Raw genomic sequence first — 12909 nt, 5'->3', positions numbered from 1 at the left:
AGCGATCTCTTGCCAATGATCCCGCCACCCTGCCTGTTCGAGGCTTGGGGAGATCGGGCCCCTGCCGGTGAAAATCGCTGCAGGTGCCCTTGGGAATGATATGAAGAGCGCATGAGCGCGGATACTCCAGACGATACCCCAGGCTTCGACCTCGGCGCCCCGGCCCAGCCGGTGGCGGCGGCGCCCTATCGGGTGCTGGCGCGCAAGTATCGTCCCCAGAATTTCACGGACCTCATCGGCCAGGAGGCCATGGTCCGCACCCTCTCCAACGCCTTCGCCTCAGGCCGCATCGCCCAGGCCTATATCCTCACCGGCGTGCGCGGGGTGGGCAAGACCACCACGGCTCGCATTCTGGCGCGGGCGCTCAATTACGAGCCCATGGAGGGCGGCGGCGGGCCGAGCCTCGACCTTTCGGTGATGGGACGCCATTGCCGCGACATCATCGAATCGCGCCACGTGGACGTGATGGAGATGGACGCCGCGTCCAACACCTCCATCAACGATATCCGCGAGATCATCGACGGGTCGCGCTACCGCCCGGCCATGGCGCGCTACAAGGTTTATATTATCGACGAAGTGCACATGCTCTCCACGGCGGCCTTCAACGGACTGTTGAAGACGCTGGAGGAGCCGCCGGAGCATGTGAAATTCGTCTTCGCCACCACCGAAATCCGCAAGGTGCCGGTGACGGTGCTTTCGCGTTGCCAGCGCTTCGATCTGCGGCGGGTGGAGGCGGGAGTGCTCGCGGCGCATATCGCCGGCATCTGCGCCAAGGAAAATGTGGCAGTCGAGGCGGAGGCGCTCTCCACCATCGCCCGCGCCGCCGAAGGTTCGGTGCGCGACGCGCTCTCGCTGCTCGATCAGGCCATCGCCCATGGCGGCGGCAACGTCGGCGCGGAAGAGGTGCGCCGGCTGCTCGGCCTTGCCGACCGGGCGCGGGTGATCGATCTGTTCGAGGCGCTGATGAAGGGCGATGTCGCCCGCGCCCTGGCCGAATTCCGCGAGCAATATGACGGCGGCGCCGATGCCGCTGTCATCCTGACGGACCTTGCCGAGTTCACCCATCTGGTCACCCGCCTGAAGATCGTGCCCGAGAGTGCGGGCGACGCCGCGCTGGTGGAAGCCGAGCGGGTGCGCGGGGTGGAGATGGGGCAGGCCCTGTCCATGCGGGTGCTCTCGCGCACCTGGCAGATGCTGTCGAAGGGCATTACCGAGGTTCAGCAGGCGGCAAAGCCCGCCCAGGCGGCCGAAATGGTGCTGGTGCGCCTCGGCTATGCCGCCGATCTGCCCACCCCGGACGAAGCGTTGCGGCGGCTCAGGGATATGCCTGCGGGCGATGGCACGGCAGTCCCCTCCGGTGGCGGCACCGGCGGTGGGGGAGGGGGCGGCGCCCGGCTCGCCCTTGCGCCCCGCGCCGAACGTTCGCCGGAGCCGGTCATGGCTCGCGCCGCGCCGGCCCCGCAGGAGGGGCCACGCCTGGCCTCGCTGCAGGATGTGGTGGCCCTTGCCGGTGCCAAGCGCGACCTGCTGCTGAAGCATGCGATCGAGACCCAGGTCCGCCTTGTGCATTTCGAGGAGGGGCGGATCGAGTTCGCCCTGGTACCGGACGGCAATCCCGATCTGGTTCAGAACCTCTCGCGCAAACTGAATGAATGGACGGGACGCCGCTGGCTGGTGTCGCTCACCTCCCGTGCCCCCGGCGAAGCGACGCTCGCCGAGACCGCGCACGCCGTGCGCCAGGAGCGCGAGGAGGGCATCAAGACCGATCCGCTGGTGTCCGCCGTTCTGGCCCGCTTCCCCGGCGCGCAGATCGTCGATGTGCGCACGCGCGACGATGCCCCCGACATGGGCCTCGCTCCGGCGGAAGAGGATGCTTATATGGGTCCGGGGTTCGACGACGATTTCGAGCCCTGATCCCCCGACGATGCATGGAGAGAGCTGATGCGCGACCTCATGGGCATGATGAAGCAGGCGAAAGAGCTTCAGGAGCGCATGCAGCAGATGCAGCAGGAGATGGAGACCACGGAGGTGGAAGGCGCCTCCGGCGGCGGTCTCGTCACCGTGCGCCTCACGGTGAAGGGCGACCCCAAGGCGGTGCGCATCGATCCGAGCCTGCTGAAGGCGGACGAAGGGGAGATCCTGGAGGATCTGATCGTCGCCGCCCTCGCCGACGCCCGCCACAAGGCGGAGAAAATCATGCAGGAGAAGATGCAGTCCATGACCGGCGGCCTCGCCCTGCCGCCCGGCCTCAATCTGTTCTGAGATTCAGGCCGGCACCGCCGGGCTCGGGGTCAGCCGTCCGGCGAGATTGCCGTAGAACAGCGCGGCGATCAGGTCGGTCTGTGTCACGATACCCACCAGCTTGAGATGGGTGTCGATCACCGGCAGGTGGTGCAGGCCGGCGTCCAGCATCATCGGAATGAGATTGGCGATCGGCGTGTCGGGCCGCGCCGACCGCACCGGAGCGGTCATGATGTCGGCGACGCTGGAATCCGGTGCGCGGCCGGCATTGATGCCTTGCCGCAAGCGCTGCGCGAGCCCGATATGGGGGCCGTTGCGGCCCCAGTCGGCCTTGTCCAGCAAATCGGTCTGAGTCACGATTCCCACCACATGGGCTTGCTCGTCGGTGACCGGCAGGGCCTTGATGTGATGGCCCCGCAACAAGTCCAGTGCCGCGCGCAGGGGCGTTTCCGGGCTGACCGCAAGCACGTTGCGGGTCATGATGTCGCCGCAGGTGATTTCGCCCGTACGCCGCCGATACCCCCGGGTCTGGGCCTGCCGCAGGATGGTTTCGAGCGCGTTGCGGTCGATGTCCATTACCTCCCCATATTGCTGGAGCACGGCGTCGAGATCGGCGGCGGAGAAGCCGACGCGATCTTGCGCCCGTCCAACATCGCCTGGCACCGTGGCCCGTGGCGCGAGGTGGGGATAGCGGCGGCCGGTGAGATTGTTATAGACGAGCGCGCAGGCGAGCAGCAGCACCGAGTTGAGCCCCACCGGCCAGAGCACGAACTGGTAACCGAGCGCATGCACCGCCGGGCCGCCCAGCACGGCGGTGAGCGCGACCGCTCCGCTCGGGGGATGCAGGCAACGCAGCACCAGCATGAGCCCGATGGCAACCCCGCCCGCCACCCCCGCCGCCACATAGGGATTCTGGATGTAGGCCGCGGCGGTGACGCCGACGAGGCCCGCCACCAGATTGCCGCCGATGATCGACCAGGGCTGGGCCAGCGGGCTTGAGGGGACGGCGAACAGCAGCACCGAGGATGCGCCCATGGGGGCGACCAGCAGAACCAGATTATCCACCGGCCCGAGCGCCAATTGGGTGATGAAGCCGGTGAGGAACAGGCCGAGGCCGGCCCCGCACGCGGCGCGCAGCCGCTCCACATTGCTGACCGGCGTGAGCGCAGGCAACAGCCGCTGCAGGAAGGTGGTGATCTGATGCATGGGCGCCTCTCGGGGCGGTCGGTAAGCGCGCGGGCGCGCGGCGCCGGCTCGTGACGACACCGGGAGTGCCTAAACTTTTAGCAGCGGGGCGGGGGGCGACGCAATCCTCCAGCGGGTTGCGCCGCATGGCACGCGAAACAGGGGTTCGCCCCGCGTAGGGTCGCCTGCGACCCCTTCTGCCTGCGCGATGCGTGCGGCGCGGCCCTTGGCGTGGAGCGGATGGCGGGGCTACATGTCGGGCTTAACGTTCGCCGTGAGAAAGCCCGCCATGCCCCGCGCCGTCGCCGGCCCCGAGATCGAACGCCTGATTCAGCTGCTCGCCCGCCTGCCCGGCCTCGGCCCGCGGTCCGCCCGTCGCGCCGCTTTGCATCTGATCAAGAAGCGCGAGACGCTCCTTGCGCCGCTGGCGTCCGCGATGCAGGACGCGCTCGGCAAGATCGTGGAATGCCGCGTGTGCGGAAACCTCGACGTGCGCGACCCCTGCACGGTCTGCTGCGATACCACGCGCGATCCGAGCGTGCTGGTGGTGGTCGCCGATGTGTCGGACCTGTGGGCGCTGGAGCGGGCGGCCGCCATCAATGCGCGATATCATGTGCTTGGCGGCGTGCTCTCGCCGCTCGACGGCGTGGGGCCGGAAGACCTTTCCATCGCCAAGCTGGTCGGCCGGGTGGCGGCGGAGGGCTTCAAGGAAGTGATCCTCGCGCTCGGCGCCACGGTGGATGGGCAGACCACCGCCCATTACATCACCGACCTGCTGCGCGATCTGCCGGTGAAGGTTTCGCGCCTGGCCCATGGGGTGCCGGTGGGCGGGGACCTTGCCTATCTCGACGAGGGCACGCTCTCGGCCGCCATGCGGGCGCGCACCACCGTGGGGTGAGCCACCGGCGCTCCGACGTCCCTCCCACGCCCAGGCTTAAGCCTTTTATGCCAAGCCTGATTGTGTATTCTTGATCCTGCAATCAATTCTGATGCGTGCGGGTCGTTGGGGGACGCCATGAAGGGCTTCGGCATTTTGGTTCTGGGGACAGCTCTGCTCATCAATCAGGCGGATGCGTCGCAACTGAAAGAGATCAACGCCGAAACGTTGAGCAACACGATAAAGTGCGAAGCGGGGAGCTTTGCTAAGTCCATACCCAATGTCGCATCTCTTCCTGGAAATAAGATGAAGGTAAAAGTCTCATTCTCTCAAAATTCGACAAACTCCACGTCCGGTGGACTTGATTTTAAATTGCCATGGATTGTGCCTGTTGGCGCCGGAGCGAATTTAAGTCGCGAACAATTGGAAAAAATTTCAGTCGATGGAATCCCTTACAATATAAATCCAGCGAACCTGACCAATTGCAACAAGAAAAATATCATCAGGGAGGGGGTCGGCATCTTTGAATGCCTGAGCAGAAACAAGCCTTTTTTCATGGATGCCGTTGAAGGCGGAGAGGGTAGCGTGTCGTGCTCGTCCCAGATTACGGCGACGAAATCGGCCTCACTCAACGCCAATCTCGTGATTTGGACCATCAGCGTGGGGCCTTCCGGCTCGGTGTCCGATTCGACGACGTATACGTTCCTTGTGGCCGCGCCTCCGCCGTCCAAGAACTGATCGCCGCGCAAGACACGGATGCGGCGGAGCCCGGTCCACCACATCCCGCCCCAGGCAGGATGTGGTTCCGCGGCAGCGGGTCACCCCACCAGCTCGAACCAATCGTCCTCGGTAATCACCTGCACGCCGAGCGCCCGGGCTTTGTCGAGCTTTGAGCCGGCACCGGGTCCGGCGACCACGAGGTCGGTCTTGGCCGAAACCGAGCCGGCCACCTTGGCGCCGAGCCGCTCGGCCATGGCTTTCGCCTCGTCGCGGGTCATCCTCTCCAGCGAACCGGTGAAGACGACGGTCTTGCCCGAGACCGGCGAGCCGGTGGAAACGGCTTCAAGCGCCTGGGGCGTGACCTCCTTCAGCAGCGCTTCGACGACCTCCTGGTTGTGGGGCTCGCGGAAGAAGTCCACCACCGCCTCGGCAACCACGGAGCCGATGCCGTCGATATTGATCATTTCCGCCCAGGCGTCATTGCCCTGCGGCTTGCGGCGCCGGACTTTCGCCGGGCCGGGTTCCTCTGGTGTAGCCTCCGCCTGAGATGCCTCGGGGGCGGCCGCCTCCTCCATCTCTTCCGGCATCTCCGCCGCAAGGGCGGCATCGCGCAGCGCCTCCATCGCGGCGTAATGGCGGGCGAGGCGCTTGGCATTGGTCTCGCCCACATGGCGAATGCCGAGGGCGAAGATGAAGCGGTCAAGTGCGATGGCGCGCCGCTCCTCGATGGCGGCAAATAGCTTCTGCGCCGAGGTCCTGCCCCAGCCCTCGCGATTCTCCAGCCGGGTCAGCGACTGTTCGTTGCGCGTCTTCAGGCGGAAGATGTCGGCGGGTTCGGCGATCATCTTCCATTCGTAGAAGGCGTGCGCCTGCTTCTCCCCCAGCCCCTCGATGTCGAACGCGTTGCGGGAAACGAAATGGCGCAGCCGTTCCACCGCTTGGGCCGGGCAGATGAGGCCGCCGGTGCAGCGGCGCACCGCATCCTGCTTGCCGGTTTTGGGGTCCACCTCGCGCACGGCGAGGCTGCCGCAGACCGGGCAGTGATGGGGAAACGCATAGGCCTTCGTGCCTTCCGGCCGCTTTTCCAGGTCCACCGAGACCACCTGCGGGATCACGTCGCCGGCGCGCTGCACCACCACCGTATCGCCGATGCGGATGTCGATGCCCCCGCGGATCGGCTCGCCGTCGCCGCCGATGCCACGGATATAATCCTCGTTGTGCAGCGTGGCGTTGGAGACCACCACGCCGCCCACGGTGACCGGGGTCAGCTTGGCCACCGGGGTCAGCGCGCCGGTGCGGCCCACCTGGATGTCGATGTCCTCCAGCACGGTGGTGGCCTGCTCCGCTGGGAACTTGTGCGCCAGCGCCCAGCGCGGCGAGCGGGAGACGAAGCCGAGCCGGCGTTGCAGGTCGAGCCGGTCCACCTTGTAGACCACGCCGTCGATGTCATAGTTCAGCTGCGCCCGCTGTTCGCCGATGCGTCGGAAATGCGCTAGCAGGCCGGCCGCGTCGTCGGCGAGGATGGTCAGGGGATTGATGGGCAGACCCCAGCTCCCGAAAGCGCGTACCACGCCGAGCTGCGTGTCGGCGGGCAAGCTGCTCGCCTCGCCCCAGGCATAGGCGAAGAAGCGCAGCGGGCGCGAGGCCGTGATCGCGGAATCGAGCTGGCGCAGGGAGCCGGCGGCGGCATTGCGCGGATTGGCGAACTGCGGCTTGCCGGCCTCTTCCTGGCGGGCGTTGAGGGCAAGGAAATCGCCCTTGTCCATATAGACCTCGCCACGCACGTCGATCAGCTCGGGCACCCCTTCGCCCTTCAGCACATGCGGGATTTCCGTGATGGTCCGCACATTGGCGGTCACATCCTCGCCCTGGCTGCCGTCGCCGCGCGTGGCGGCCGAGACGAGGTGGCCGCGCTCATAGCGCAGGGAGCAGGACAGGCCGTCGATCTTCGGCTCGGCGGTAAAGGCCAATTGCTCCCCCGCCGGCAGGTTCAGGAAGCGCCGCACGCGCGCGACGAACTCCACCACCTCCTCGTCGGCAAAGGCGTTGCCCAGCGACAGCATGGGGACGACGTGGGTGATCTTGGCGAATTTCGAGACCGGCGCCGCGCCCACCTTTTCCGAAAGGCTGTCGCCGCCGCGCAGGTCCGGAAAGCGGCCCTCGATCGCCTCGTAGCGGCGGCGCAGGGCGTCGTATTCCGCATCCGTGACGGTCGGCGCATCCTCCTGGTAATAGCGCGCGTCGTGGGCGGCGATCTCGTCCGCGAGCCGCGCATGCTCGGCTGCGGCATCATCTGGCGTCAGGCTTTCCACGATCTGGTCGCGGAGCGGGCGGTCGGAGGCGGACTTTGAGCGCGGCATGCGACGTTTCTTCTCGCTGCGGGCCCCGGAGGGCGGGCAAACGGGCGGGGCGAAGGAAAACGGCGCGGCGCGCCGATGTCCTGCTCTTTTCGCCCAAGCCCGTGCCCGCGGCAACTGAGCGCGAGGGGGGCTGTCTTCCCGTCTCTAAAATGTAAGATGTCCAATGTAGGGATGGGACATTCAAAAAGGGGGCGGGTTCATGCGTAGGCTTCGCAAAGCGGCTCTGTGGGCTGCCTGTGCCGCAACGGCAGCATATTCAGGTGCCGCATGGGCGCAGACGCAGGCCGATGATTCGGCCCTGGTGGACAAGGGCGCCTATCTCGCCAAGGCTGGCGATTGCATGCCCTGCCATTCCGGCGACCCGAAGAAGCCGTTCGCCGGCAATTTGCCGTTCGCGACGCCGTTCGGCACCATGTTTTCGGTGAACATCACGTCCGATCCCACCTATGGCATCGGCACCTGGACCTATGAGCAGTTCAAGGCCGCGCTGCACGACGGCATTCGGGCCGATGGCGCCTATCTGTATCCGGCCATGCCGTTCGACGCCTACACCGGCGTCAGCGAAGACGATCTCAAAGCGCTTTGGGCGTTCGTGCGGCGCATTCCCGCCATTGCCGAGCCGCGCAAGGAAAATCAGCTCAATTTCCCCTTCAACGTGCGCCTCGGGCTGCTGGCGTGGCGCGAATTGTTCTTCGAGCCGGCTTATTTCAAGCCGACCGCCGGCAAGAGCGAGGCGTGGAATCGCGGCGCCTATCTTGCCGAGACGCTCGCCCATTGCGGCGACTGCCATACCCCGCGCAACCTGATGGGCGCGGTGAAGCAGAAGCAGAATTTCCTCGGCACCGAGGTCGACGGCTATTGGGCGCCGGACATTTCCACCGCCGGACTGAAGGCGTCGGGATGGACCGCCGATAAGCTCACCACCTTCCTCAAGAGCGGCTCGTCCACCGGCAAGACCTCGGTGTTCGGGCCGATGGCGGAAGTGGTGCACGACAGCCTCGGCTTCCTGACCCCGGCCGACCTCACGGCCCTCGTCACCTATCTCATGGATGCGCCGCCGCCCAAGGACGTGCCCGCGCCGCAGGCCGCCTCGCCCTTGCCGGCGGACGTGTTCCAGCGCGCCGCCAAGAGCTATGTGGACAATTGCGCGCCCTGCCACATGTCCAAGGGTGCCGGCTCCACCGACATCATTCCCCCGCTCGCCGGCAATCCGGCGGTGGTGGCGAGCGAGCCCTATAACGTCATCATGGCGATCCTCGGCGGCCTGCCTTCCGGCGGCACCTACGGGCCGATGCCGTCCTTCGCCGGCCGGCTCAGCGATCAGCAGGTGGCGGATCTCGCGAACTATGTCCGCACGTCCTGGGGCAACAAGGCCGATCCGAGTGCCACCCCGGCCATGGTCGCCGCCTGGCGCGCCACCGCGCACGTGCCGGATTACGGCACCCAGCAGGCCTCGGCCTTCGACTGCCCGAAGGTGGGCGGCGGGCCGGGCTCGACCGGGCCGGACCCGAAGGCGGTCGCCGCCATCACCCAGATGATGCAGGGCGGCAATCGCCAGATCCACGTCCTCACCGCCGCCTACAGCGCAGCCGATACCGACGCGACCCCCGGTACTGTGGTGGACGCGCTGACCGCCGCCTATTGCCCGGTGGTTGCAACCAGCGATCTGCCGGACTGGCAGAAAAGCGCGGAGCTGCGCCGCTTCACCTTGCAGGTGGCGGCCGACGTCTCGCCCGCCGTCGCCGCCGTGCCGATGCCCGATGTGTCGATCATATGGGCAACCCCGGTCGGCACCTCGCTGGTGGCGCGCCAGCCCACCTCGATCGCGGCGAAGCTCACCTGCCCGGCCAATGACGGCAAGCTGGTGCCGAAGGATCTGACCGACAAGGCTGTAAGCTTGGTTGGCAAGCCGACCCCGCCGCTCGCGGGAGCCGCCGTGGCGCAGCTCGCCACCACCTTGGCGCAGCAGAATCCCAAGGCGCGCCGCTCGGATGTGGCGAATGCGCTGATCTCGGCCTATTGCCCGCTGGTGGTGGCGCAGGCCGGCAACAGCGTGGCCGAGCAGTACAATCTGCTCACCGGCTTCGGTCAGCAGGTGGTGCAGACCCTGCAAGTGATGGCGCCGGTCGCGGCCGCGAAATAACACCAAAAGGCCCATGAGGTGACTTGTGGGCCTTTGGTAAATCCCGCGCGGCGCTCCGGCCTTTCGGCTTGGGGCGTTAGCGACTTGGCGCGTCAGGGCTCGGGGCGTCAGGGCTTGGCTTTGAGGCCCGGCAAAGCGTGCACCAGGGCGCGGAAGGCATCGCCGCGCACCTCGAAATTGGGATATTGGTCGAAGCTGGCGCAGGCCGGCGAGAGCAATACGACGGCATCCTCAAGTCCTGAGGCGGCGGCATCGCGCGCCGCCATCGCCACGGCGGCGTCCAGCGTGCCGACCTCTTCATGGGGCGCGGCATCGCCGATCGTCTGAGCGAAGGTGGGCGCCGCCTCGCCGATCAGATAGGCCTTGCGCACGCGGGGGAAGAACGGCGCCAGCGGCGCGATGCCTCCCGCCTTGGCCTTGCCGCCCGCGATCCAGAAGATATTGGCGAAACTCGCCAGCGCCCGTTCCGCCGCATCCGCATTGGTGGCCTTGCTGTCGTTGACGAACAGAACCGACCCGAGATGGCCGACTTCTTCCATGCGGTGGGCAAGGCCGGGAAAGCGGCGCATGCCGATGGCGATGACTTCCGGGGCAAGCCCGATGGCCCGCGCCGCCGCATAGGCCGCCGCCGCATTCTGCGCATTGTGCGCGCCGCGCAGGGAGCCGATGCCGGCCAGCGACAGCCGCTCGTGCTCGACGCCGCCCCGGCTGACGACGATGTCCGTGCCGTCGCGCCAGATGCCGTCCGCGAGCGGGCGCTCCACCGAAATCCGCACCACATGGATGCCGGCCTGTTCGGCGCGATCCGCCATGGCGGCGGAAAAGGTGTCGTCCACGCCGACCACCGCCGTGCCGCCGCGCTCCACGCCGGCAACCAGATGTTCCTTGACGGCCGCATAGCCTTCCAACGTGCCATGGCGGTCGAGGTGGTCGGGCGTCAGGTTGAGATGTACGCCCACCGAGGGGTCGAGCGTGGGAGACAGATCGATCTGGTAGGAGGAGCATTCCACCACATGGACCCGGCTTTGCCCCTTCGGCGGCGCGAGCGAGAGGATGGCGGTGCCGATATTGCCGCCCATCTGCACGTCGCGCCCACCCACGGCAAGAAGGTGGGAGATCAGCGCCGTGGTGGTGGATTTGCCGTTGGTGCCGGTGATGGCGACGAACGGGGAATGGCGCGCTTTCGCCCTGCGCTCGCGGCAGAACAATTCGATGTCGCCGATCACCTCGACCCCCGCCGCGCGGGCCAGCTCCACCGACCAATGGGGCGCGGGATGGGTGAGGGGCACGCCGGGCGACAGCACCAGCGCTGAGATGTCCGACCAATCGATGGTCCGCAGATCCTGCAAGGCAACGCCGGTCTCGGCGGCCCTGGTGCGTCCGGCCACGCCGTCGTCCCAGGCGATGACCTGAGCCCCGCCTTCAATCAATGCATGCGCGGTGGCAAGACCGGAGCCGCCGAGTCCGAACACGGCGACGCGGCGATCCTTCAAGGTGGTGACGGGGATCATGGGCAGGCGACCTGAGGAACAATGAATATGCAGCACTAGACCGCTGCCGGTTCCGAGGGAAGCGGCTGTGATGCCGCGCCGTTGCGTCAAGGCGAAGGCGGTGAGGAGGGCGCGCAATACAGCCTGTGCAGGGTTTCCAGCACCGCGCGGGCCTCGTGACCGGCGAGGAAATAGCAAATGGCCTGTCCGTCCCGCCGGCTGTCCACCAGCCCGGCCGCGCGCATCTTGGCGAGATGTTGCGAGAGCGCCGACGGGCTGAGGCCAACCCGGACCGCGAGGTCGCCGGCCGTGCGTTCGCCTTCCAGCAGGTGGCACAGCGCCAACAGGCGCTTGGGATGGGCCATGGAGGCGAGCAGGGCGGCGGCCAGCGGGGCGTTGCGCGCGAGCAGATCGTCGGCGGGTGCGAATGCCGCTTCGGGCTCTCGGTCAGGCCCGGTTGAAACGGCGGGGAGCGGCGGCATGGGGATCTACCGGAGTTGACGTTTTAGCACTTCCTAAAATACTTCACCCAAGCAAGGGAGCAAATCGATGACCAATCTCGGCACTCTGGACCGGACGCTGCGGGCCATTCTCGGCGCCGCCCTCATCCTCTCGCCCCTCCTGACGGGCGTGACGGGCGTGTGGGTCTATATTCTTCCGGCCCTTGGCGCCGGCCTCATCGGCTCGGCCGCGATTGGCTTCTGCCCCGCCTACACCTTGTTCGGGATCCGCACCTGCAAGGTGAAATGAGGCAGTCTGGCGCCGCGGGCCCGGACGCGTCCCGCGCCCCGGCGCTTTTGGTGCGTTTCAGCGCAGCTTGAGGGTGGCGAGGCCGAGCAAGGCGAGCACCACGGCGACGATCCAGAAGCGGATCACCACCTGCGATTCGGTCCAGCCCAATTGTTCGAAATGGTGGTGGATGGGCGCCATGCGGAACACCCTCTTGCCGGTGAGGCGAAAGGAGATCACCTGCACGATCACCGACACCGCCTCCAGCACGAACAGCCCGCCGATCACCGCCAGCACGATCTCGTGCTTGGTTGCCACCGCCACCGTGCCGAGCAGGCCGCCGAGCGCCAGCGAGCCGGTATCGCCCATGAAGATCTGCGCGGGCGGCGCGTTGAACCACAGGAAGCCGAGACCCGCGCCGATGATGGCGCCGCAGATCACCGCCAATTCGCCGACGCCGGCGACGTAATGGATCTGCAGATAATCCGCGAACAGCACGTTGCCGGAGAGATAGGCGATGACGCCGAACGAGCCGGCGGCGATCATGACAGGCACGATGGCCAGCCCGTCGAGCCCGTCGGTGAGGTTCACCGCATTGCCCGCCGCGACGATCACGAAGCCGCCGAACAGCACGAAGAACCAGCCGAGATCCAGCAGCAGGTCCTTGAAGAAGGGGAAGGCGACCGAGGTTGAAAGACCGGACTTGCCGGCATGGACGATGGCGATCACCGCGAGGCCGCCGATCAGCGCCTCGGCGGCAAGGCGCGCCTTGCCGGAGAAGCCGGCATGGGTCTGCTTGGTCACTTTCAGATAATCGTCATAAAAGCCGATCACGCCGAACCCGGCGGTCACCGCCAGAACCGCCCAGACATAGGGATTGGAGAGGTTCGCCCACAAAAGCACCGCCACCAGCAGGCCGGAGAGGATCATCAGCCCGCCCATGGTGGGCGTGCCCTTCTTCAGCAGATGGGATTGCGGTCCGTCGCTGCGGATCGGCTGCCCCTTGCCCTGCTTGAGGCGCAAGGTGGAAATGATCGAGGGGCCGAACAGGAACACGAACAGCAGCGCCGTCACGATCGCCCCGCCGGTGCGGAAGGTGATGTAGCGGAAGACGTTCAGGCCCGGGAAGAAGTCGTGCAGCTGCGAGAGCCATTGGAGCATTTA

General features: G+C 66.8%; 11 protein-coding genes. 6 read left to right on the top strand and 5 right to left on the bottom strand.

The features are described 5' to 3' along the window. Nucleotides 1-111 precede the first annotated feature (111 nt). Nucleotides 112-1914 (top strand): DNA polymerase III subunit gamma/tau, encoded by a 1803-nt coding sequence (locus V5F77_RS01290; RefSeq protein WP_429003495.1) that lies wholly within the window; start codon nucleotides 112-114, stop codon nucleotides 1912-1914. A gap of 27 nt (nucleotides 1915-1941) precedes the next feature. Then, nucleotides 1942-2262 carry a YbaB/EbfC family nucleoid-associated protein gene (locus tag V5F77_RS01285; RefSeq protein ID WP_429003494.1) on the top strand — a complete coding sequence of 107 codons (321 nt, stop codon included), beginning with the start codon at nucleotides 1942-1944 and terminating at the stop codon, nucleotides 2260-2262. A gap of 3 nt (nucleotides 2263-2265) precedes the next feature. Here V5F77_RS01285 and V5F77_RS01280 read toward each other — a convergent pair whose 3' ends face one another. Beyond that, the gene (locus V5F77_RS01280) at nucleotides 2266-3447 is read right to left on the bottom strand and encodes an HPP family protein (RefSeq protein WP_429003493.1); all 1182 of its coding nucleotides are present in this window, start codon (nucleotides 3445-3447) and stop codon (nucleotides 2266-2268) included. A gap of 268 nt (nucleotides 3448-3715) precedes the next feature. Here V5F77_RS01280 and recR point away from each other — a divergent pair, with 268 nt between their 5' ends. Together recR and V5F77_RS01270 are read left to right on the top strand one after the other, a co-directional pair. Continuing rightward, nucleotides 3716-4324 (top strand): recombination mediator RecR, encoded by a 609-nt coding sequence (recR, locus tag V5F77_RS01275; protein ID WP_429003492.1) that lies wholly within the window; start codon nucleotides 3716-3718, stop codon nucleotides 4322-4324. A gap of 117 nt (nucleotides 4325-4441) precedes the next feature. Further along, entirely contained in the window at nucleotides 4442-5041 is a 600-nt protein-coding gene (locus V5F77_RS01270) for a hypothetical protein (RefSeq protein WP_429003491.1), read from the top strand. An 80-nt stretch (nucleotides 5042-5121) separates the two neighbouring features. Here the strand turns inward: V5F77_RS01270 and ligA are convergent, their stop codons facing one another. Further along, nucleotides 5122-7383, bottom strand: coding sequence for an NAD-dependent DNA ligase LigA (gene ligA / locus V5F77_RS01265; RefSeq protein ID WP_429003490.1), 2262 nt, complete (start codon nucleotides 7381-7383; stop codon nucleotides 5122-5124). 199 nt (nucleotides 7384-7582) lie between these two features. Here ligA and V5F77_RS01260 point away from each other — a divergent pair, with 199 nt between their 5' ends. After that, entirely contained in the window at nucleotides 7583-9526 is a 1944-nt protein-coding gene (locus V5F77_RS01260; protein ID WP_429003489.1) for a c-type cytochrome, read from the top strand. A 107-nt stretch (nucleotides 9527-9633) separates the two neighbouring features. Here the strand turns inward: V5F77_RS01260 and murD are convergent, their stop codons facing one another. Then, a complete protein-coding gene (gene murD / locus V5F77_RS01255; RefSeq protein WP_429003488.1) occupies nucleotides 9634-11037 on the bottom strand; it encodes a UDP-N-acetylmuramoyl-L-alanine--D-glutamate ligase in 1404 nt (467 codons plus the stop codon). 86 nt (nucleotides 11038-11123) lie between these two features. Further along, nucleotides 11124-11498 (bottom strand): ArsR/SmtB family transcription factor, encoded by a 375-nt coding sequence (locus tag V5F77_RS01250; protein ID WP_429003487.1) that lies wholly within the window; start codon nucleotides 11496-11498, stop codon nucleotides 11124-11126. 67 nt (nucleotides 11499-11565) lie between these two features. On the opposite strand from V5F77_RS01250, the gene V5F77_RS01245 reads away from it, so the two are divergent. Continuing rightward, nucleotides 11566-11766 carry a YgaP family membrane protein gene (locus tag V5F77_RS01245; protein WP_429003486.1) on the top strand — a complete coding sequence of 67 codons (201 nt, stop codon included), beginning with the start codon at nucleotides 11566-11568 and terminating at the stop codon, nucleotides 11764-11766. A 57-nt stretch (nucleotides 11767-11823) separates the two neighbouring features. On the opposite strand, the gene mraY is transcribed toward V5F77_RS01245, so the two are convergent. Beyond that, on the bottom strand, nucleotides 11824-12906 hold the full coding sequence (gene mraY / locus V5F77_RS01240) for a phospho-N-acetylmuramoyl-pentapeptide-transferase (RefSeq protein WP_429003485.1): 1083 nt from the start codon (nucleotides 12904-12906) through the stop codon (nucleotides 11824-11826). Between the last annotated feature and the right edge of the window lie 3 nt (nucleotides 12907-12909).

Source organism: Roseixanthobacter psychrophilus (assembly GCF_043195195.1).
GTDB lineage: Bacteria > Pseudomonadota > Alphaproteobacteria > Rhizobiales > Xanthobacteraceae > NCEH01.
This window is presented reverse-complemented; position numbering and strand designations above follow the sequence as displayed.

Excerpts from the sequence above, each read along its gene's own strand:
- V5F77_RS01290 (WP_429003495.1), top strand. The coding sequence starts at position 112 with ATGAGCGCGGATACTCCAGACGATACCCCAGGCTTCGACCTCGGCGCC.
- V5F77_RS01285 (WP_429003494.1), top strand. The coding sequence starts at position 1,942 with ATGCGCGACCTCATGGGCATGATGAAGCAGGCGAAAGAGCTTCAGGAG.
- V5F77_RS01280 (WP_429003493.1), bottom strand. The coding sequence starts at position 3,447 with ATGCATCAGATCACCACCTTCCTGCAGCGGCTGTTGCCTGCGCTCACG.
- recR (WP_429003492.1), top strand. The coding sequence starts at position 3,716 with ATGCCCCGCGCCGTCGCCGGCCCCGAGATCGAACGCCTGATTCAGCTG.
- V5F77_RS01270 (WP_429003491.1), top strand. The coding sequence starts at position 4,442 with ATGAAGGGCTTCGGCATTTTGGTTCTGGGGACAGCTCTGCTCATCAAT.
- ligA (WP_429003490.1), bottom strand. The coding sequence starts at position 7,383 with ATGCCGCGCTCAAAGTCCGCCTCCGACCGCCCGCTCCGCGACCAGATC.
- V5F77_RS01260 (WP_429003489.1), top strand. The coding sequence starts at position 7,583 with ATGCGTAGGCTTCGCAAAGCGGCTCTGTGGGCTGCCTGTGCCGCAACG.
- murD (WP_429003488.1), bottom strand. The coding sequence starts at position 11,037 with ATGATCCCCGTCACCACCTTGAAGGATCGCCGCGTCGCCGTGTTCGGA.
- V5F77_RS01250 (WP_429003487.1), bottom strand. The coding sequence starts at position 11,498 with ATGCCGCCGCTCCCCGCCGTTTCAACCGGGCCTGACCGAGAGCCCGAA.
- V5F77_RS01245 (WP_429003486.1), top strand. The coding sequence starts at position 11,566 with ATGACCAATCTCGGCACTCTGGACCGGACGCTGCGGGCCATTCTCGGC.
- mraY (WP_429003485.1), bottom strand. The coding sequence starts at position 12,906 with ATGCTCCAATGGCTCTCGCAGCTGCACGACTTCTTCCCGGGCCTGAAC.